At 73.9% G+C, this 19,543-nt stretch carries 20 protein-coding genes and 1 tRNA gene; 8 read left to right on the top strand and 13 right to left on the bottom strand.

Annotation, left to right across the window (positions count from 1 at the left end):
* Positions 1-129: 129 nt before the first annotated feature.
* Positions 130-1,008: a helix-turn-helix transcriptional regulator gene (locus tag ACYVKY_RS06295; RefSeq protein WP_460434118.1), complete on the top strand. Its 879-nt coding sequence runs from the start codon at positions 130-132 to the stop codon at positions 1,006-1,008.
* 423 nt (positions 1,009-1,431) lie between these two features.
* Here the strand turns inward: ACYVKY_RS06295 and ACYVKY_RS06290 are convergent.
* The 6 genes from ACYVKY_RS06290 to dusB form a co-directional block, all read right to left on the bottom strand.
* A tRNA-Asn gene (locus tag ACYVKY_RS06290) sits at positions 1,432-1,504 on the bottom strand.
* Between the two features lie 75 nt (positions 1,505-1,579).
* Positions 1,580-2,071 carry a hypothetical protein gene (locus tag ACYVKY_RS06285; protein ID WP_460434117.1) on the bottom strand — a complete coding sequence of 164 codons (492 nt, stop codon included), beginning with the start codon at positions 2,069-2,071 and terminating at the stop codon, positions 1,580-1,582.
* Positions 2,071-3,987, bottom strand: coding sequence for a DNA primase (dnaG, locus tag ACYVKY_RS06280; protein WP_460434116.1), 1,917 nt, complete (start codon positions 3,985-3,987; stop codon positions 2,071-2,073). Before dnaG ends, ACYVKY_RS06285 begins: the two co-directional genes overlap by 1 nt.
* Before the next feature lie 10 nt (positions 3,988-3,997).
* Positions 3,998-5,320, bottom strand: coding sequence for a deoxyguanosinetriphosphate triphosphohydrolase family protein (locus ACYVKY_RS06275; protein ID WP_460434115.1), 1,323 nt, complete (start codon positions 5,318-5,320; stop codon positions 3,998-4,000).
* A complete protein-coding gene (locus ACYVKY_RS06270) occupies positions 5,317-5,910 on the bottom strand; it encodes a YdcF family protein (RefSeq protein WP_460434114.1) in 594 nt (197 codons plus the stop codon). The genes ACYVKY_RS06275 and ACYVKY_RS06270 overlap by 4 nt, the downstream gene beginning before the upstream one ends.
* A complete protein-coding gene (gene dusB, locus ACYVKY_RS06265; protein ID WP_460434113.1) occupies positions 5,911-7,065 on the bottom strand; it encodes a tRNA dihydrouridine synthase DusB in 1,155 nt (384 codons plus the stop codon). It lies immediately after the preceding gene.
* A 74-nt stretch (positions 7,066-7,139) separates the two neighbouring features.
* Here dusB and ACYVKY_RS06260 point away from each other — a divergent pair, with 74 nt between their 5' ends.
* A complete protein-coding gene (locus ACYVKY_RS06260; RefSeq protein WP_460434112.1) occupies positions 7,140-7,757 on the top strand; it encodes a GNAT family N-acetyltransferase in 618 nt (205 codons plus the stop codon).
* Positions 7,758-7,876: 119 nt separating this feature from the next.
* Positions 7,877-9,274, top strand: coding sequence for a zinc-binding metallopeptidase family protein (locus ACYVKY_RS06255; protein ID WP_460434111.1), 1,398 nt, complete (start codon positions 7,877-7,879; stop codon positions 9,272-9,274).
* Here the strand turns inward: ACYVKY_RS06255 and ACYVKY_RS06250 are convergent.
* The 3 genes from ACYVKY_RS06250 to ACYVKY_RS06240 are packed head-to-tail and all read right to left on the bottom strand — an operon-like array spanning position 9,248 to position 12,025.
* A complete protein-coding gene (locus tag ACYVKY_RS06250; protein WP_460434110.1) occupies positions 9,248-10,213 on the bottom strand; it encodes a DMT family transporter in 966 nt (321 codons plus the stop codon). The two genes, ACYVKY_RS06255 and ACYVKY_RS06250, sit on opposite strands and share 27 nt — an antisense overlap.
* Positions 10,214-10,223: 10 nt before the next feature.
* Entirely contained in the window at positions 10,224-11,615 is a 1,392-nt protein-coding gene (locus ACYVKY_RS06245; RefSeq protein WP_460434109.1) for a glycine--tRNA ligase, read from the bottom strand.
* A 59-nt stretch (positions 11,616-11,674) separates the two neighbouring features.
* Positions 11,675-12,025, bottom strand: coding sequence for an antibiotic biosynthesis monooxygenase family protein (locus tag ACYVKY_RS06240; protein WP_460434108.1), 351 nt, complete (start codon positions 12,023-12,025; stop codon positions 11,675-11,677).
* A gap of 14 nt (positions 12,026-12,039) precedes the next feature.
* Between ACYVKY_RS06240 and ACYVKY_RS06235 the strand changes: the two genes are divergently transcribed.
* The 5 genes from ACYVKY_RS06235 to ACYVKY_RS06215 are packed head-to-tail and all read left to right on the top strand — an operon-like array spanning position 12,040 to position 15,568.
* Entirely contained in the window at positions 12,040-12,327 is a 288-nt protein-coding gene (locus tag ACYVKY_RS06235) for a hypothetical protein (protein WP_460434107.1), read from the top strand.
* A gap of 27 nt (positions 12,328-12,354) precedes the next feature.
* Positions 12,355-13,326, top strand: a complete 972-nt coding sequence (locus ACYVKY_RS06230; RefSeq protein WP_460434106.1) for a metal ABC transporter substrate-binding protein — start codon at positions 12,355-12,357, stop codon at positions 13,324-13,326.
* A 19-nt stretch (positions 13,327-13,345) separates the two neighbouring features.
* The gene (locus ACYVKY_RS06225) at positions 13,346-14,155 is read left to right on the top strand and encodes a metal ABC transporter ATP-binding protein (RefSeq protein ID WP_460434167.1); all 810 of its coding nucleotides are present in this window, start codon (positions 13,346-13,348) and stop codon (positions 14,153-14,155) included.
* Between the two features lies 1 nt (position 14,156).
* Positions 14,157-15,158, top strand: coding sequence for a metal ABC transporter permease (locus ACYVKY_RS06220; RefSeq protein ID WP_460434105.1), 1,002 nt, complete (start codon positions 14,157-14,159; stop codon positions 15,156-15,158).
* A complete protein-coding gene (locus ACYVKY_RS06215; RefSeq protein WP_460434104.1) occupies positions 15,155-15,568 on the top strand; it encodes a Fur family transcriptional regulator in 414 nt (137 codons plus the stop codon). Before ACYVKY_RS06220 ends, ACYVKY_RS06215 begins: the two co-directional genes overlap by 4 nt.
* 31 nt (positions 15,569-15,599) lie before the next feature.
* On the opposite strand, the gene ACYVKY_RS06210 is transcribed toward ACYVKY_RS06215, so the two are convergent.
* The 4 genes from ACYVKY_RS06210 to ACYVKY_RS06195 form a co-directional block, all read right to left on the bottom strand.
* Positions 15,600-16,052 (bottom strand): DUF6069 family protein, encoded by a 453-nt coding sequence (locus tag ACYVKY_RS06210; RefSeq protein WP_460434103.1) that lies wholly within the window; start codon positions 16,050-16,052, stop codon positions 15,600-15,602.
* Positions 16,053-16,288: 236 nt separating this feature from the next.
* Positions 16,289-17,089, bottom strand: a complete 801-nt coding sequence (locus ACYVKY_RS06205; protein ID WP_460434102.1) for an isoprenyl transferase — start codon at positions 17,087-17,089, stop codon at positions 16,289-16,291.
* A 17-nt stretch (positions 17,090-17,106) separates the two neighbouring features.
* On the bottom strand, positions 17,107-17,838 hold the full coding sequence (gene recO / locus ACYVKY_RS06200) for a DNA repair protein RecO (protein ID WP_460434101.1): 732 nt from the start codon (positions 17,836-17,838) through the stop codon (positions 17,107-17,109).
* Positions 17,839-17,918: 80 nt separating this feature from the next.
* On the bottom strand, positions 17,919-19,487 hold the full coding sequence (locus ACYVKY_RS06195) for a GGDEF domain-containing protein (protein WP_460434100.1): 1,569 nt from the start codon (positions 19,485-19,487) through the stop codon (positions 17,919-17,921).
* Positions 19,488-19,543 lie beyond the last annotated feature (56 nt).

Here is a 19,543-nt window from a genome sequence, read left to right as displayed (position 1 = left end):
CTGCACCGCCGGTCGGCGGGATGCCTCAGCACCCATCGAACGCGGATCGGGCGTCAGGTGGGAGTCCCGGCCGAGGGTGGTACCAGCAGGGCCCCCCAGGTCCGGTGCCCCGCACCTACGCTGGACGGCATGGACAGCCGGAAGGAGCTGGGTGAGTTCCTCGCGAGCAGGCGCGCGCGGATCACACCCGAACAGGCAGGGCTCACGTCGTACGGCACCAACCGTCGGGTGCCGGGCCTGCGCCGCCAGGAAGTCGCGGTCCTGGCCGGCCTGTCGGTCGAGTACCTCACCCGACTCGAGCGGGGCAGCACCAGCGGCGTGTCCGACATCGTCCTGGACGCACTGAGGCGTGCACTGCACCTCGACGACGCCGAGTCCTCCCACCTGTTCGACCTCGCCCGCACCGCCCGATCCGACAAGAGCCCGCGCAAGCCCGCCCGCTCGAGCGTGCGGCCCAGCATCCAGCGGGTACTGGACTCGATGACCGAGGCGCCGGCGCTCGTAGTGAGCGGCCGGTTGGACGTCCTGGCGACGAACGCGCTGGGCCACGCCCTGTACTCCCCCGCGCTCGACGGCGGACAGCGTCCCGCGAACCTCGCGTTGTTCGCCTTCTTCGACCCCCGCGCCCGTGACTTCTACCCCGAGTGGGAGACCGTGGTCGACGGTGCGGTTGCCCTGCTGCGCACCGAGGCCGGACGCGACCCGTCGAACAGGTCGCTGAGCCAGCTGATCGGCGAGCTCGCCACCCGCAGCGACGAGTTCCGCGTCCGGTGGGGACGCCACGACGTCCGGCTGCACCAGCAGGGCAGCAAGCGCTTCACGCACCCCGTCGTCGGGGACATCCTGCTGTTCTTCGACGCGCTCGAGCTGCCCGCCGAGCGCGGCCAGACCCTCACCGTCTACACCGCAGAACCGGACACGCCGGCCACCGAGAAGCTGCGCGTGCTGGCGAGCTGGGCGGCCACCACGCACCCGCCGGCGCCCGCGGCGGCCACAGAGTCGCGCTGATCCCGTCAGCGAACTGTTCCGGCCGGGATCGCTCCGCCTCGTCGATGCGGCGGACGGCTCGCGGTCGCAGGAGTGAGGCCGAGTCGTCCAGATCCGCGGAACACGCCGCAATGTCGTGAGGTCGTGGCAGACAAGCAACGCCCCCTGAACAACATCCGACGCGAAATCGGATGGTCGTCGTCGCCCGCACCACCAGGCATGAGCCGGCACGATCCGATACGGCCCAGCACGACGCGAGTCCCCTCACGACGACCAGGACACGCGCCACAGCGCGAGCGAACGCACGCGATGACGTCGGACAGCACGTCCCGGCAGCACGCGGACGATGATTTGGGTTCCGGGGTGAGCGCACCGTGAGCGCACCCGACATAACGAACGACGAAGCGGGTATGCCCAAGAGGCATACCCGCAGGTCAGACAGTGCTCCCGCGATTGGACTCGAACCAATAACCGTCCGATTAACAGTCGGATGCTCTGCCAATTGAGCTACGCGGGATGGCGCCCTCGCGGGCCCGGAAAGCGTAGCAAAGCAGGAGCGGTGCTCGTGACCAGGTTCCGCGGCACGCCGGGGTCAGTCGGCGTCGACCAGGCCGACCGAGGCCGCCAGCTCCCGCCGGGCTCGCCGCACGGCGGCCCTCGCCTCGTCGCCCGAGGCGTCGGCGCGGGCGCCGGGCACCTCCTGCAGCACGAGCCGGTCCCCGTCCTTGCGGACCGCCACCTTCACCTGGCCGCCCGGCACCGGCACCGCGGTCCAGGTCACGAGGGTCGCCTGCACCCGCTCGCGCACCACCCGGGCGAGCACGAGGTGCTCGTCATCGGGCAAGTGCAGGGTCGTGCCGCCGCCGGCGACGTCGCGCACCTCGAGCTCGCGCTCCTCGTCGCGCCACGACGCGGCGTCGACCTCGACCCACCGCCGCTGCCAGGTGTCGTCGTCGGTGAGCACCGCGAGCCGGGCGCTGGTGGCGACCACCTGCGAGGTCTCCCCCACCTCGGCGACCGCCAGCACCCGCTCGCCCCTGTCGAGCGGCAGCCGGGTGGTGGGCCGGCGCGAGAACAGACCCATCAGGACGTCCGCAGCTCGTGCTCGGTGCGCTGCAGCTCCATCAGCTGCGCGTTCACCTCGGCCATCGTCGCGGCGTCGCCGCCGGCCTCGGCCCGCTGGAGGCGCGAGTACAGATCGGCCTTGGCGCGCAACAGCTCTCGTTTGCGGGCGTCCTTCACCAGCCCGGACGCCACCACCCGCACCTGCTCGGGCTTCGACACCGGCAGCGGGGCGACCAGCAGCTGCCCCACCAGCGGGCGCAGCGAGTCGGGCACGGCCTCCGACAGCACGGACGCCCAGTCGGACCCGGCCGCCTGCGGCCCTCCGCACGCCCGCACGGCGTCGAAGAGGACGCGGTGCGCGGGCGCGGTGAAGGCCACGCCCTCGATCGCGGCGACCTGCTCGGCGTCGACGTCGCCGGGGTACTGCAGCAGCACCTGCAGCAGCTGCCGCTCGGCCACGACCGCCGGGTCGCGCAGGTCGGGCGCGGGCAGCGGCGGCGGACCGGTCTGCGGCGGCGGACCACCTGCGTCGCGGTCCTCGGGCCGGTCGTCGCGCCGGTCGTCGCGCAGGGCGTCGCGGCGGTCGGGCTGCCCGCCGTCCTTACCCGCGCGGCTCACGGCCGCGGCCACCTGCCGGCGCACCTCGTCGACGTCCATGCCGAGCCAGCCGGCGAGGCGCCGCGCGTACTCGGGCCGCAGCGAGTGGTCGCGGATCTGCGCGACGACCGGCGCGGCGGCGCGCAGGCCCTGCACGCGTCCCTCGACGTGGTCGAGGTCGAACTGCTTGAGGCTGGAGCGGATCGCGAACTCGAACAGCGGCTCGCGCCCGCGCACCAGCGCCTGCACGGCGTCGGGCCCCTTCGCCACCCGCAGCTCGCACGGGTCCATGCCCGACGACTCGACGGCCACGAACGTCTGGGCCACGAACCGCTGGTCCTCCTGGAAGGCGCGCAGCGCGGCCTTCTGGCCGGCGGCGTCGCCGTCGAAGGTGAAGACGACCTCGCCGGTGAAGGCATCGTCGTCGACGAGCAGGCGGCGGACGATCTTGATGTGGTCGGCGCCGAACGCGGTGCCGCAGGTGGCCACCGCGGTGGGCACACCCGACAGGTGCATCGCCATCACGTCGGTGTAGCCCTCGACCACCACGACCTGCTTGGCCTTCGCGATCTCGCGCTTGGCGAGGTCGATGCCGTAGAGCACCGCGCTCTTGTTGTAGACCGGCGTCTGCGGGGTGTTGAGGTACTTCGGGCCCTGGTCGTCGTCGTACAGCTTGCGTGCGCCGAAACCGACCGTGGCGCCGGTGATGTCGCGGATCGGCCAGATCAGCCGGCCGCGGAACCGGTCGTACGCGCCGCGGTTGCCGGTGGACAGCAGCCCCGCGGTGACGAGCTCGTCGTCGCGGAACCCACGGCCGCGCAGGTGCGCCTGCAGCGCACCCCACCCCTTCGGCGCGTAGCCGACGCCGAACTGCTGCGCCGCGGCCTGGTCGAAGCCGCGCTCGTGGAGGAACGCGCGGCCGGTCACCGCCTCGGGCGAGGTGAGCTGCTCGCGGAAGAACACCTCGGCGGCGGCGTTCGCGTCGAGCAGCCGCTGCCGTCGTCCGGTCTCTGCGCGGTCGGGTCCCGTGCCCTCCTCGTAGGTGAGCTGGAAGCCGACCCGGGCGGCCAGCCGCTCGACCGTCTCGACGAACGACAGGTGCTCGAGCGTCATCAGGAACTTGATGACGTCGCCGCCCTCGCCGCACCCGAAGCAGTGGTAGAAGCCCACCTGCGGCCGCACCTGGAACGACGGCGTGCGCTCGTCGTGGAAGGGGCACAGCCCCTTGAGCGACCCGAGCCCGGCGGACTTCAGGGTGACGTGCTCGCCGACCACCTCGTCGATGCGCACGCGCTCGCGCACGGCGTCGATGTCCTCCTTGCGGATCCGGCCCGGCACGAGCCCGAGCCTACGTCGTGCGCCCGACACCGGAGGCGGGGACGTCCCGCCCACGCTTCGCCTCCAGCTCGGCCGCGGCGGCGACCCCCAGCGAGCGCGCCCACCAGACCGCGCGGGCGTCGGTGAGGCTCGCGACCTGGTCGACCACTGCCCGGAGCGCCAGGCTGTCGTCCCCGGCGTCCCGCGCGACCCGCAGGTCGTCGGCGAACGCGGGCTCGAGGGCGTCCGGTCCCGCCTCGGCGAGCCCGCCCACGAGCCCGGTGAGCACCGCGCGCTGCAGGTCGTACTCGGGGCCGCGCAGGTCGCGCGTCATCACGAAGTGCGCGGCCACGCCCTTGAGCGTCGCGATCTCGACCTCGGTGGCCTCGGGCACCACGACCTCGGCGGCGTACCGCGTCAGCGCGCCCCCGCCGAAGCGCTCCCGCGTCGCCCCTTCGACCGCCCGGCTGAACCGGCCGATGAGCTGGCTGGTGAGGTCCTTCCAGGCCGCGAGCGAGCGGCGGCTGCCGTCGAAGCCGCCCACCCACGGCGTGCCCGTCCGCAGCCGGACCAGGGCCGTCGCGACGTCGTCGGCGCCCGCTCCCGGCAGGTACCAGCCGGCCACCACCTCGGCGACCTCCCGCACCACGCCCGCGTCGTCGAGCAGCGACGGGTCGAGCCAGCCACCTACGACGGCGTCCTCGACGTCGTGGACGCTGTACGCGACGTCGTCGGCCAGGTCCATGACCTGCGCCTCGACGCACCGGCGGCCGTCGTCTGCACCGGTGCGCAGCCAGCCGAACACCTCGAGGTCGTCGTCGTAGACGCCGAACTTCGCTGCGCCCGAGGGGTGCTCACCGCGCCGCCACGGGTACTTCGTCGCGGCGTCCAGGCTCGCCCGGGTGAGGTTCAGCCCGGCGCTGCGAGCGCCGGACGGGTGGTGCACCTTCGGCTCGAGCCGGGTGAGCAGGCGCAGCGTCTGGGCGTTGCCCTCGAACCCGCCGTGGTCGGCCATCACCAGGTCGAGAGCGGTCTCGCCGTTGTGCCCGAACGGGGGGTGCCCCAGGTCGTGCGCCAGGCACGCCGTGTCGACGACGTCCGGGTCGCAGCCCAGCTCGGACGCCAGCTCGCGCCCGACCTGCGCCACCTCGAGGCTGTGGGTGAGCCGGGTGCGGGCGAAGTCGTCGCTGCCGGGGCCGACCACCTGGGTCTTGCCACCCAGCCGCCTCAGCGCCGACGAGTGCAGCAGGCGAGCGCGGTCGCGTGCGAAATCGCCTCTCGCCGTGCGCTTCGGAGGCTCGTCGACCCACCGCTCGCGGTCGGCGTCGCCGTACCCCTCCGTCGCGGGCGTCATCGCAGCCGTCCCAGCTGGTAGCTCAGGTACGCGAGCGTCTCGCGGGCGACGTACCGCGTCTCGTGCCAGCCGTCCCGCTCGCCGGGGGCGGGCGAGGCCACGGTGTCGATGCCGAGGTCGGCGAGCATCGTCCGCGAGCGCAGCACGTGCGGTCCGTCGGTGACCACGACCGCCGAGCGCCAGCCGCGCTCGTCGAGCACGACGACGGTGTCCTCGAGGCTGGTGACGGTGTCGTCGCCGGACTCGACGGCGACGAGCGCGTCCTGCGGCACCCCCCGCGCGGCCAGCCACTCGCGCCCGGCACCCGCCTCGGTGCAGCGGTCGCCGGGCCGGTTCCCACCGGTCGTCACGACGACCGGCGCGACGCCGTCCTGGTAGAGCGCGAGCGCGTGCTCGAGCCGGTCGGTGAGCACCGGGCCGGGCTCGCAGTCGAGCTGGGCGGCACCGAGGACGACGAGCACGTCGCTCGCCCGCGCCCCGTCGTCACGGCCCGCGAGCACGACGCGTACGGCGGTGACCGCGACGACGACCACGAGCACCAGCACGACGAGCCACACCAGGCGACCGACCAGCCGGCCCAGCGTCCTCACTCAGCCACCGCTCACGGACAGCTCGGCCTCGCGCACGACCGCGGCCGAGGCGCCGCTGAGCGCGCGGCCGTCGAGCCAGCCGTCGGGCAGCGCGACGCGCTTGGCGCCGACGGTGCGCCCGCGGGGGCCTTCCGCCGCCACGCCCGGGTACGGCACGTCGAGGTCGAGCCGGCCGACGAGGTCGTCGAGCTCGGTGAGCGACTCGACCATGCCCAGCCGCGCCCGCAGCTCGGATCCGGCCGGGTAGCCCTTCAGGTACCAGGTCATGTGCTTGCGCAGGTCGCGCAGTGCCCGCAGCTCGTCGCCGTAGTGGTCGACCAGCAGCCGGGCGTGCCGCACCAGCACCGCCGACACCTGGCCGAGCGTGGGCCGGAACCGGGTCGCGTCACCGGCGAACGCGGCGAGCAGGTCGGCGAACAGCCACGGCCGGCCGAGGCAGCCGCGGCCGACGACGACGCCGTCGCACCCGGTCTCGCGCACCATCCGCACCGCGTCGTCGGCCGACCAGATGTCGCCGTTGCCGAGCACGGGCACGTCGGTGACGACCTCCTTCAGCCTGGCGACGGCCGACCAGTCGGCCTCGCCGCCGTAGTACTCCTCGGCGGTGCGGGCGTGCAGGGCGACGGCGGACGCGCCCTCGTCCTGCGCGATGCGCCCCGCGTCGAGGTAGGTGAGGTGGTCGGCGTCGATGCCCTTGCGCATCTTCACCGTGACCGGCACCCCCGCCGGCGACGCGGCCCGCACGGCCTCGCGCACGACCCCGCGGAACAGCTCGGTCTTCCACGGCAGCGCCGCTCCCCCGCCCTTGCGGGTCACCTTGGCGACCGGGCAGCCGAAGTTCAGGTCGACGTGGTCGGCGCGGTCCTCGTCGACGAGCATCCGCACCGCCGCCCCCACCGTCGCCGGGTCGACCCCGTAGAGCTGGACGCTGCGCGGCGACTCGTCGGCGTCGTGCCGGATCAGCCGCATCGACTCCGGCGTCCGCTCGACCAGGGCGCGCGAGGTGACCATCTCGCTCACGTAGATCCCGCCGGGCCCGAACTGGCGGCACAGCGCGCGGAACGCCTGGTTCGTGATGCCGGCCATCGGCGCGAGCACCACCGGCATCGCGGCGGTGTGCGGTCCGATCCGCAGCGGCTGGGTCACGGGAGGCATTCTCGCAGCCGCCCGCGCCGGACCCGAATCCGATCCGGACGCCGATCGTCCGGGTGCGCTCCTACGGTGGCCCCATGACCCCGCCCAGGGACCGCGTGGCCGTCGACGACGCCACCCTCGAGGTCCGCCCGCTCGACACCTCCACCTGGCCGGCCTTCGACGCGCTGGTCGAGCGGCACGGCGGCATCTTCGGCGGGTGCTGGTGCACCTGGTTCCACCCCGACGACCCCGAGCGCGGCCCAGGCGCCGAAGGCAGCCGCGAGTCCAAGCGCCGGTTCGTCGAGCAGGGTCGGGCCCACGCGGCGCTCGTGCTGGACGGCGACGAGGCGGTCGCCTGGGCGCAGTTCGGACCGCCGGCCGAGCTGCCGAACCTGCACCACCGCAAGCAGTACGACGCCGAGAAGGACCGCGACCCCGACTGGCGCATCACCTGCGTGTTCGTCGACCGGCGCTACCGCCGGCAGGGCGTCACCGAGACCGCGATCCGGGGAGCGCTCGACCTGATCGCCCGGCAGGGCGGCGGCCTGGTCGAGTCGTACCCGCACGACCTCACCGAGCAGACGAAGAAGATGTCGGCCTCGTTCCTCTACAACGGCACGCGCCGGCTCTACGAGCGGCTCGGCTTCGCGTACGTCCGGCCGAAGGGCCTGAAGAACTGCGTGATGGCGATCGAGGTGCCTGCCAGGTCGTGACGAGCGGCGCACACTGCCCGAACCAGGACAGATGCTTGTGGACCGGGCGTCCCGGGTGATGGGATCCGGTGACCGACCGCCCGACCCCGACGGCCGGTCACCCAGCGGAGGACCCACCCGTGACCACTCCCACCTCGTCCCCCCTCTCCCGCCGTGGCGCGCTCGCCGCCCTGGCCGGCACCGGCGCCGCGGCGCTGCTGCCGATGCCCGCCTGGGCGGTCGACGGCCGCCGGCCCGGCACCGCGCGCACCGCCGCCCTGAACCCGCTCGACCAGCAGGTCGTCGAGCGCATCCGGATCGGCCGGGCGATCGAGCACATCCGGATCCTCAGCGAGGACATCGGCCCGCGCATCGGCGGCACCGACTCGGAGTCGCGCGCCGCCGATTACATCGCCGGCCAGCTCGACCGGTTCGGCTGGACGGTGCGGCTCGAGCCGTTCCCCGTCGCCGACAAGTTCCTCGGCGAGCTGGCCGCCACGCCGTCCCTCGGGGACGACGTCTGCTGGCAGGTCGGCGCCTCGCCCCAGGGTGCGCTCGACACCACCGTCACCGGCGCGCTCGTCGACGCCGGCGCTGCCGACCCGGCCGGCGCCTGGGTGGCCGCGGCACCGGGTGCCGTCGTCCTGGTCGACGACCCGGGCGACGTGCCGGGCCGCACCGCGCGCGTGCAGGCCGTCGTGGCCGCCGGCGCCGCCGCGGTCGTCCTGCTGCGCACCGACTCGGTGTTCCCGCGCCGCACCTCGGCCTCGTCGCCGACGCTGACCGTCGCGGTCGCCGTCCCGGTCGTGGGCGTCGCCCAGGTGCAGAAGCAGCGGCTGCGCGAGGGCATCGCCGTCCGTCCGCACACCGTGACGGTCTCGACCACGGCGCACCGGAACCTGACCAGCCGCAACGTGATCGGCGAGCGCGGCCCGCAGGGCCGCCCGCAGCCGAACGCCCCCGTGGTCGGCTTCTGCGCCCACTACGACTCGGTGATCGGCGCACCCGGCGCCAACGACGACGGCTCCGGGACGGCTCTGTGCCTCGAGCTGGCGCGCGTGCTGCGGCCGCTGAAGTCGGCGACCAGCACGATGCGCGTGATGCTCTGGGGCAGCGAGGAGCAGGGCCTGATCGGCAGCCGGTACCACGTCGCGCAGCTGCCGCAAGCCGAGCGCGACCGCATCGTCGGCGTCGTGAACAACGACATGGTCGCCACCTCGTGGGACCCGGCCGTCACCTACTGGCGGCTGTCCTTCGACGGCGTCGACAACGTGGTCACGAGCACGGTGGGCGAGGTGGCGGGCCGGCTCGGCTACGACGTGAGCCCGGTGACCACGCGCGGCGCGAGCGACCACCAGTCGTTCCAGGAGGTCGGCATCGCCAGCGGCAACTTCTCCTGGCGCGGCGAGGCCAGCCCGGCGCTGCTGGAGCCGCCGTACCACTCGCCCGAAGACACCATCGCGAAGAACATCAGCGCCGAGCGGCTGCAGGTGAGCATGGAGATCGTCGGCTCAGCGGTCGCGCAGCTCGCCGGCTGAGGCCTCGGGCACGGCGTCCGCCACCACGGCGGCGTCCGGCGGAGGCACCGGGCGCCGCTGGGAGGCGAGCGCCGAGCCCGCGAGGACGAGGACGAACCCGGCGACGGTCGCCCAGGTGAGGGCCTCGCCGAGCACGAGCACCCCGGCGAGCACGGCGACGGCCGGGTTCAGGTAGGTGATGAGGGTCGCGCGCACCGCCCCCACCCGGGCGACCAGCGCGAACAGCAGCAGGAACGCCAGCACGGTGCACAGCAGCGCCTGGGCGACCACCGACAGCACGACCGGCGCCGACGGCAGCGACGACGGCGCGACGAGCACCCCGGGCACCGCGACCACGGTGGTCGCGACGAGCAGCGCCACCGCGATGACGCCGACCGACGGCAGGTCGCTCATCGAGCGGACCATGATCACCGGCCCGACCGCGTAGAGCACCGCCACCAGGCCCACCTCGGCCACCGCCACGAACTGCTCGCGCCCACCGCCGCCGAGCACCCCGACGTCGACCCCGACCAGGAGCGCGACACCCACCAGCCCGAGCGCGATGCCGCCGAGCGCGACCGGACCGAGCCGCTCGGACGTGCGCAGCACCAGGCCCAGCACGACCCCGGCGACGGGCACCCCCGCGAGCAGCAGGCCGGTGAGCGAGCTCGACAGGTGCACCTCGGCCCGGGCGAGCAGCAGCCACGGCACCGTGATCTCGACCAGGGCGAACGCCACCACCGGGCGCCAGCGCCGCAGCACGGGCACCAGCTCGCCGCGCCACAGCGCCAGCGGCACCATCACGGCGGCCGCCGTCGCCGTGCGCCCGAGCACCATCGCCGCCGGCTCGAGCTCGCCGACGGCGACCTTGATCAGCAGGTACGGGATGCCCCACAGCACGCCCAGGGCGGCGAACAGCACCGGGACGACCCACGCGGGCCCCGGCTGCGACCGGACCACGTGTGCGCCGTCAGCAGCCGAGGAGGCGCTGCGCCAGGTAGCCCTCCACCTGGCCGAGCGCCACGCGCTCCTGGGTCATCGAGTCGCGCTCGCGCACGGTGACGGCGTCGTCGTCGAGGGTGTCGAAGTCGACGGTGATGCAGAACGGCGTGCCGATCTCGTCCTGGCGCCGGTAGCGGCGGCCGATCGCACCGGCGTCGTCGAAGTCGACGTTCCAACTGCGCCGCAGTGCGGCCGCGAGGTCGCGCGCCTTGGGCGAGAGGTCGGCGTGCCGCGAGAGCGGGAGGACGGCGGCCTTCACCGGGGCCAGCCGGTGGTCGAGCTTCAGCACGATCCGCTTCTCCATCACGCCCTTGGCGTTCGGCGCCTCGTCCTCGGTGTAGGCCTCGACGAGGAAGGCCATGAGCGAACGGGTCACACCACCTGCGGGCTCGATGACGTACGGCGTCCAGCGCTCGTTCTTCGCCTGGTCGAAGTAGCTCAGGTCGGTGCCCGAGTGCTGGGAGTGGGTGCCGAGATCGAAGTCGGTGCGGTTGGCGATGCCCTCGAGCTCGCCCCACTCCGAGCCCTGGAAGCCGAACCGGTACTCGATGTCGACGGTGCGCTTGGAGTAGTGCGACAGCTTCTCCTGCGGGTGCTCGAAGTGCCGCAGGTTCTCGCGCGCGATACCGAGGTCGGTGTACCAGCTCGTGCGCTCGTCGATCCAGTACTGGTGCCAGGTCTCGTCGGTACCGGGCTCGACGAAGAACTCCATCTCCATCTGCTCGAACTCGCGGGTGCGGAAGATGAAGTTGCCCGGCGTGATCTCGTTGCGGAACGACTTGCCGATCTGGCCGATGCCGAACGGCGGCTTCTTGCGCGCGCTGGCCTCGACGTTCTTGAAGTTCACGAAGATGCCCTGGGCGGTCTCGGGCCGCAGGAAGTGCAGGCCCGACTCGTCCTCGACCGGGCCGAGGTAGGTCTTCAGCATCATCTCGAAGTCGCGCGGCTCGGTCCACTGGCCGCGGGTGCCGCAGTTGGGGCACGCGATGGTCGAGAGCTCGACCTCGTCGGGGTTCTCGATCCCCTTCTTCTCCGCCACACCCTCCTGCAGGTGGTCGGCGCGGAACCGCTTGTGGCACGAGGTGCACTCGGTGAGCGGGTCGGTGAACGCGCCGACGTGGCCGGAGGCGACCCACACCTGGCGCGGCAGGATGATCGCGGAGTCGAGGCCGACCACGTCGTCGCGGCCGGTGACGACGGTGCGCCACCACTGCCGCTTGATGTTCTCCTTCAGCTCGACGCCGAGGGGGCCGTAGTCCCACGCGGAGCGCGTCCCGCCGTAGATCTCACCGCTCTGGAACACGAACCCCCGGCGCTTGCAGAGGCTGATGACGGTGTCGAGACGGGACGGTGCGGCCACGGTGGATCTCCATCCGGCTGGGTGTCGGCGGGCGAGCGTCCCAGGCTAGTGGTCGCCGGTCAGTGCTCGTCGGCGCGGTCGCTCGCGTGGGCGACGACCTCGCCGTCCCGGACGTCGAGCACGACCTCGTAGGCGCCGGGCTCGTCGACGCAGCGGTACATGAGCGGGACCGCCGTGGCCTTCACCTCGTGGTGCGACAGCGCGCGGCGGTAGGAGCCGACGTCGCGCCAGCGGGTCAGCATCGCGAGCAGGTCGGGGTCGTCGACGTTGGCCGCCACCTCCCCCGACACGAAGCCTTCGCGCGCGGCGAGCGCGCGCAGGGCGGGGTCGGCGAGCGCCAGGAACTCGGCGCGGTCGGCGGGCTCGACGCGGTAGCGGTTCACCACCACGAAGCGGTCGGACGTCGGCACGGCAGGATGCTGCCATGCCCCGTCCCGGCCGACCCGCCTCCCCCGCACCCGGACCCTCCGCCCCGCGCGGTCCCTCGCGCGTGCAGATGGCCCTCGTCGTGGCCGCGGTCGGCGTGGCCACGCTCGCGGGCCTGCTGCTGGACGGCTGGGTGTCGGCCCTGCTGCTCGGGCTGGTCGTGGTGGCCCTCGCCGCGCTCACCCTGGCCACGTGGCACCGGTTGACCGTGCCCGGGCGCGCGCTGCGGATCCTGGTCCTGGGGCTGCTCGCGGCCACCGTCGCGGCCCGGCTCGATTTGACATGACAATCGTTCTCAACTGATGCTGACGGGGTGACGCGCTCCCCCCTGCTCCGGTCCCGCCCGCTCGCCGCCGCCCTCCTGCTCGCCCTGGGCGGCACGGGCCTGGCCGCCTGCGGCTCCGCCTCGGCCGACGGCGGCGACGGCCTGTCCGTGGTCGTGGGCGCGTACCCGCTGCAGTTCGTCGCCGAGCGCGTGGGCGGCGACGCCGTCGACGTGGTGAACCTGACGCCGCCCGGCGCGGAGCCGCACGACCTCGAGCTCGCCCCGCGCGACGTGGGCCAGGTGGTCGACGCCGACCTCGTGCTCGTCGTCCCCGGCCTGCAGCCGGCGCTGGACGACGCGGCCGCTGAGCGCGACCCCGCCGGCGTGCTCGACCTGACCGCCGACGTCGACCTGCTCGCCGCCGAGGAGGGCGAGCACGCGCACGAGGGCGAGGAGGGCCACGAGGGCGAGGAGGGCCACGAGGGCCACGACCACGGCGACGAGGACCCGCACTTCTGGCTCGACCCGACCCGGCTCGCCGACGCGGCCGACACCCTCGCGGCCTCCCTGGCCGAGCGCTCGCCCGAGCAGGCGGACGCGTTCACCGAGCGGGCGGCCGCCCTGCGCACCGACCTGGAGGACCTGGACGCGCGGTTCGCCGACGGCCTGGCGCAGTGCACCTCGCGCGAGCTGGTCACGGCGCACACCGCGTTCGCCTACCTGGCCGACCGCTACGACCTGCACCAGGTCGGCGTCACCGGTATCTCGCCGGAGCAGGAGCCCAGCCCGGGCCAGCTGACGTCGGTCACCGAGTTCGTCCGCGAGCACGGGGTGACCACGATCTTCACCGAGACCCTGGTCAGCCCCGAGGTCGCCGAGGTCGTCGCCGCCGAGACCGGTGCCGGCACCGCGGTGCTCGACCCGATCGAGGGACTGAACGACCAGAGCGCGGGCGCCGACTACCTCGAGGTCATGGACGCCAACCTGGCGAGCCTGCAGACGGGCCTCGGCTGCTCGTGAGGGTCCGCCGGTGACCGACCTGCTCGCGAGGCGCGATGATGGCGACGTGCACACCGTCGACGGCGCCCCCGTGCTGCGCGCCCGCCACGCCGCGATCGGCTACGGCGGGTCGCGGGTCGTGCGCGACCTCGACCTCGACGTGCACGCCGGCGAGGCCGTCGCGCTGCTCGGGGCCAACGGGTCGGGCAAGACCACCCTGGTGAAGGGGCTGCTGGGGCTCGCCGACGCGCAGGCGGGCTCGGTCGAGCTGTTCGGTGTCCCCCTGGCCCGGTTCACCCAGCGCTGGCGGGTCGGGTACGTCCCGCAGCGGCACACCGTCGGCGGCCCGGTGCCGTCGTCCGTGCGCGAGGTCGTGACGTCCGGGCGCCTGGCCCGCCGCCGGTGGTGGCGTCCTTCGCGACCGGCCGACCGCGACGCGGTCGAGCGCGCGCTCGAGGTGGTCGGCCTCGCCGACCGCGCCGGGTGCAACGTGGCCGAGCTGTCCGGCGGGCAGCAGCGTCGCGTGCTGGTCGCCCGCGCGCTCGCTGCCGAGCCCGAGGTGCTCGTCATGGACGAGCCCACCGCCGGGGTCGACGCCTCGCAGCAGGTGGCGCTCGCCCGCGCCCTCGGCGCGCTCGCCGACCGGCAGGTGACGCTGCTCGTCGTGACCCACGAGATCGGGCCGCTCGCACCGGTGCTCGACCGCTGCGTCGTGCTCGACGAGGGGCGCGTCACCCACGACGGCCCCCTCGCCGAGCACCTGCTGCACGTGCACGACCACGCCCACCACCTCGACGAGCACCACCACGACCACGCCCCGGGCTGGGTCGCCGAGCCGAGGACGCGCTGACGTGGAGCTGCTGTCGTACGAGTTCATGCAGCGGGCCCTGCTGGCCGCGCTGCTCGTCGGGCTGACCGCCCCGGCCGTCGGCACGTTCCTGGTGCAGCGGCGCCTGGCGCTCGTCGGCGACGGCATGGGGCACGTCGCCCTCACCGGGGTCGCCGTCGGCCTGCTCACCGGCACCAGCCCGGTCTGGACGGCGCTCGTCGCGACCGTCGCCGGCGCGGTGCTCGTCGAGCTGCTGCGGCGCACCGGCCGCACCAGCGGCGACGTCGCGCTCGCGGTGCTGTTCTACGGCGGCATCGCCGGCGGCGTCGTGCTCATCAGCCGGTCCTCCGGCGGCTCGGCCAACAACCTCACCGCCTTCCTGTTCGGCTCGCTGACGACGACCTCGCCGTCCGACCTGGTGGCGTTCGCGGTGCTCGCGGTCGTCGTGCTCGGCTGCGTCGCGGTGCTCGGCCAGCGGCTGTTCGCCGTCAGCAACGACGAGGAGTACGCGCGGGCCGCCGGCCTGCCCGTGCTGGCGATGAACCTGCTGCTGGCCGTGCTCACCGCCGTCACCGTCGTGGTGGCGATGCGGGTCGTCGGGCTGCTGCTGGTCAGCGCCCTGATGATCGTGCCGAACGCGGTGGCGCAGCAGGTCTCGCGCACCTTCCGCGGCACCGTGCTCGTCGCCGTGGTGGTCGGGGTGCTGTCGGGTGTGGGCGGGGCGACGCTGTCGTACTACGCCGACACGCCGTCCGGCGGCACGATCGTGCTGCTGGCGATCGCGGTGTTCCTCGTCGCGGTCGTCGTGGTGCAGGTGCGCGCGCGGCTCGCCCGTCGCCTCGCGCCACGCGTCGACTACCACCCGCACGAGCACGGCGAGGAGTGCGGCCACCCGGCCGTCCCGCACGGCGACCACGTCGACTACCTGCACGACGGCCACCGCCACGCCGCGCACGTCGGGCACTACCACGAGCACCAGCACGGGCAGGATGTCCCCGTGACCAGCGAGAGAGAACGGGCGTGACCGAGACCCGGCCGGCCCGTCGGCCCACCAAGCAGCGCGCGGCGGTGCTCGACCTGCTCGACGAGCAGGACACCTTCCGCAGCGCCCAGGACATCCACGCCACCCTGCGCGAGGGCGGCACCGGCATCGGGCTGGCCACGGTCTACCGGACGCTGCAGGGCATGGCCTCCGACGGCGACGTCGACGTGCTGCGCACCGAGGACGGTGAGGCCGTCTACCGCCGCTGCCGCACCCCGCGGCACCACCACCACCTGGTCTGCCGCTCCTGCGGTCTCACCGTCGAGGTCGAGGACCGTCCGGTCGAGCGGTGGGCCGCGCAGGTCGCCGAGCAGCACGGCTTCAGCGACGTCGAGCACCAGGTCGAGGTCTTCGGCCTCTGCGCCGACTGCCGCGCCCGCGGCGCGTCCTAGCGGGCGGTCGGCCGGGCTCCGGTCCGCGCACTCAGCCTGCGCGGCGCAGCAGCGAGACCAGGACGGTCGTCCAGACCAGGCCGCACAGCACGTGCATCGCGACCAGCAGAGCCGTCGTGACCGGCGCGGCGGTGCTGGTGAGCGGGGCCGCGGTCGACGCGATCCCGACGACGGCGCCGGCCGCGGCGACCCCGAGCCAGGCGCGGCGGCTCCGGCGTCCGACCGTCGCCAGCAGCAGGGTGCCGGCGCCGACGGCGAGCAGGACGGTCACGCCGACGGTGCCCGACGTGACGGTCACTTCGCGGCCGTCCGAGCGGACGACGTCGAGGGGGGTGCCGGCGAACGAGGCCGCGGCGAACAGCGCCATCGGGACGACCAGGCACGCGCCGAGCGCCCAGGTCGCCGCCTTCGCGACCGAGGGCAGCTCGGGATCGGCGGTGGCCTGCGCTGCTGCACCGGCGGTGTGGTCGAGGGTCGCGCTCATGGCGTGGCGTCCTTCCTGCTCGAGGCTGGTGACCCTCTCCACGTCAGCACAGGACCGGCTGCACCTCAACGGGTGTCATCAACCCGTCACGACCTCGTCAGGTCGTCTCAGGACGCCCGCACGACGGGCGTCACCCGGCCGTCACGGCCGCCCCCCTGGCCCGGATCGTCCGGGAGTCGGGGCCGGAACCGTCCTCCGGACGCCGGGTCTCGGACGATTCGGGGAGGTGGGCGCGGTCAGCCCGCCGCGGTGGGGGCGTCGACGGCGCCGCCGTAGCGCCGCTCGCGGCCCGCGTAGGCGAGCAGGGCGTCCCACAGGTGCCGGCGGTCGACGTCCGGCCAGAGGGTGTCGACGAACGCGAGCTCGGCGTAGGCCGACTGCCACAGCAGGAAGTTGGAGATGCGCTGCTCCCCCGACGAGCGCAGGAACAGGTCGACGTCGGGCATGTCCGGCTCGTCGAGGAACCGGGCCACCGTGCGCTCGTCGACGCGGTCGGGGTCGAGGGTGCCGGCGGCGGCCTGACGGGCGATCTCCCTTGCGGCGTCGGCGATCTCGGCACGTCCGCCGTAGTTGACGCACAGCGTCAGCGTCATCACGCCGTTGTCGCGGGTCTGCTCCTCGGCGATCGCGAGCTCGCTCACCACCGACGACCACAGCCGCGGACGGCGTCCGGCCCACCGCACCCGCACGCCCCACTCGTGCAGCTGGTCACGGCGTCGGCGCAGCACGTCGCGGTTGTAGCCCATGAGGAACTTGACCTCCTCGGGCGACCGCTTCCAGTTCTCGGTCGAGAAGGCGTACACCGACAGGTACGGGACGCCGACCTCGATCGCCCCGGCCACCAGGTCGAACAGGGCCTGCTCCCCCGCCTCGTGCCCGGCGGTGCGGGGCAGGCCGCGGCGGTTGGCCCAGCGGCCGTTGCCGTCCATGACGACGGCGACGTGCCCGGGCAGCTGGTCGGCGGCGATCTCCGGGGGCCGGATGCCGGTGGGGTGCGGCGGCGGCGCGACCGGCTCGCGTCGCGGTGCGGCTACCACCTTCCGCCGGCGGGGGCTCACGCGCGCTCCACGTGCTGCAGCGACCGGACGCCGCGCTCGAGGTGCCACTGCAGGTAGGCCGCGACGAGCCCGCTGCCCTCGCGGCGGTGCCGCGGGTCGCTGGCGTCGGCGACCTCCCAGTCGCCGCTGAGCAGCGCGGCGAGCAGGTCCAGCGTCTCGGGCGCGGGCGAGGCCGACCCGGGCGGACGGCACCCCGCGCACACCACGCCGCCGCTCGCGACGTTGAACGCCCGGTGCGGGCCGGGCAGCCCGCAGCGGGCGCAGTCGCGGAACGACGGCGCCCAGCCCGCCACCGACAGCGACCGCAGCAGGAAGGCGTCGAGCACCATCGCCGGGTCGTGCTCGGACGAGGCCAGCGTGCGCAGGCCGCCGACGAGCAGCAGGAACTGCTGGGTCGCCGGCTCGCGCTCGTTCTCGGTCATCCGCTCGGCGGTCTCGACCATCGCCGTCGCGGCGGTGTACCGGCGGTAGTCGGACGCGATCGTCGCGCCGTACGGCCCGGTGACGTCGACCTGGTTGACGATGTCGAGGTTGCGGCCCTGCCACAGCAGCACGTCGACGAGCATGAACGGCTCGAGCCGCGACCCGAACCGGCTCGACGTGCGCCGCACGCCCTTGGCGACCGCGCGGACGCGTCCGTGGTGGCGGGTGAGCAGCGTGATGATGCGGTCGGCCTCACCCAGCTTGTGGGTGCGCAGGACGACGGCGTCGTCCCGGAAGGTGCTCACCGGTCCATCATCCCCCAGCCGCGCGACCGCGCCGTGGAGGACGCGTGCGTGGGACGCGCGGGATCAGCGCAGGACGCGGATCAGAGCAGGACGACCTGGTCGCGGCCCTGGCTCTTGGCCGAGTAGAGCGCCTTGTCGGCGGCGGCGAGCACGGCGTCGGCGCGCTGGGAGGTGGCGACGCCGACCGACACCGTCACCTGCAGGCCCGGGTGGTGCTGCTCCCAGTCGTGCTGCTGCACGGCCAGGTGCACGCGGTCGGCGACGGCGTGCGCGGCCACCGGGTCGGAGTCGACCAGGACGATGAACTCGTCGCCGCCGTAGCGGATCACGACGTCCTGCGAGCGGGTGCTCGTGCGCAGCAGGTCGGCCACGGTCAGCAGCACCCGGTCGCCCACGGCGTGGCCGTAGGTGTCGTTGGTGTCCTTGAACCGGTCGAGGTCGACGAAGATCGCCGAGATCACGTCGGTGCGGCCGGCGATGGCGTCGACCAGCCGCCGCCGGTTGCCGAGGCCGGTGAGGGGGTCCTCGAGCACCTCCTGGCCCATCCGCTCGGTCTGCTGCAGCAGCTCGGCCACCCGGCTGCGCGCCTGGATGTCGGCGAACCGGCTCTCCCGGTCGCGCCAAAGCCGCAGGATCGACTCCCGCGCGACCCGGGCCGTGCGGTCGAGCCCCGGGTGGTCGCCGTGCTCGATGCGGTCGACCTCGACCTGCACGAGCACCGCGGTCGCGGCCCAGACGTCGCGGGCGGCGCGCTCGGCGAACCGGATCGCCGCCCGCAGGTGGGTCTGCGCCTCCTGGGTGCGGCCCTGGGTCGCGAGCACCCGGGCGAGGGCGATGCGGGCCAGATGGCCGTCGATCACCTCGTCGCGGACGTCGTGCTCGGCGAGCAGGCGGGTGAGGGTGGCGGCGGCGACCTCGCCGTGCCCGAGCCGCTCCAGCACGAACGCCTCGACGATCTGCGAGCGCAGCACCATGAAGGGCTCGTCGAGGGAGCGGGCCGACCGCAGCGTGGCGAGGCAGCGCGAGAGCGCCTCGACGTAGAGGCCGCGCGCCTCGGCGTCGCGACCGACCAGCTCGCAGCTGGCGGCCCAGTACAGGAGCGACTGGCAGGCCTCGTCGAGCACGAGCAGGTTCATGGAGGCCGCGGTGGTGCCGATGCTCGCCACCAGCAGCGCGTCGGCCTCGCGGTAGACGTACATCGCCCGCATCGCCAGGGCGACCGCCATGCTCGCCGACATGTGGTTGTAGGCGTTCGAGGGGAAGCGGTGCAGCAGCGCGCTGGCCTCGGCGAGGGCGTCCATCGCGCGGTCCATCTCGCCCTCGCGGATGTACGCCTCGGCCAGCAGCGACAGCCCCTTCGCCCGCCAGTACGGCTGGCGCTCGGGGTCGATCCGCGCGAGCAGCAGCTGGGCGTTCAGCGTCGCCTCGACGCTCTGGCCGAGCTCGTGCAGGGACGTGCCGATGATGTAGTGCAGGTAGAGCGGCGAGATCTGGTCGTCGGTCAACGAGACCATCGCCAGCGCCTCGCGGCCGGCGCGCACCGCCTCCTCGTGGCGTCCCTCGAGGTAGAGGCCGTGCGCCCAGTCGGTGAGCAGGTCGAACGGGCCGAACTCGTCGACGAGGCACAGGGCCGTCGACGTCGACGTCATGCTCGCTCCTGGGGCCTGCTCGGGGTGCCGGTTACCGTCCGAAGTGTCGCACGCGG

This window comes from Angustibacter speluncae (assembly GCF_054777815.1).
Note: the sequence above shows the minus strand (reverse complement) of the source record. Positions and strands in the feature narration are given on the sequence as shown.

Excerpts from the sequence above, each read along its gene's own strand:
- ACYVKY_RS06295 (WP_460434118.1), top strand. The coding sequence starts at position 130 with ATGGACAGCCGGAAGGAGCTGGGTGAGTTCCTCGCGAGCAGGCGCGCG.
- ACYVKY_RS06285 (WP_460434117.1), bottom strand. The coding sequence starts at position 2,071 with ATGGGTCTGTTCTCGCGCCGGCCCACCACCCGGCTGCCGCTCGACAGG.
- ACYVKY_RS06275 (WP_460434115.1), bottom strand. The coding sequence starts at position 5,320 with ATGACGCCCGCGACGGAGGGGTACGGCGACGCCGACCGCGAGCGGTGG.
- dusB (WP_460434113.1), bottom strand. The coding sequence starts at position 7,065 with ATGCCTCCCGTGACCCAGCCGCTGCGGATCGGACCGCACACCGCCGCG.
- ACYVKY_RS06260 (WP_460434112.1), top strand. The coding sequence starts at position 7,140 with ATGACCCCGCCCAGGGACCGCGTGGCCGTCGACGACGCCACCCTCGAG.
- ACYVKY_RS06235 (WP_460434107.1), top strand. The coding sequence starts at position 12,040 with ATGCCCCGTCCCGGCCGACCCGCCTCCCCCGCACCCGGACCCTCCGCC.
- ACYVKY_RS06210 (WP_460434103.1), bottom strand. The coding sequence starts at position 16,052 with ATGAGCGCGACCCTCGACCACACCGCCGGTGCAGCAGCGCAGGCCACC.
- ACYVKY_RS06195 (WP_460434100.1), bottom strand. The coding sequence starts at position 19,487 with ATGACGTCGACGTCGACGGCCCTGTGCCTCGTCGACGAGTTCGGCCCG.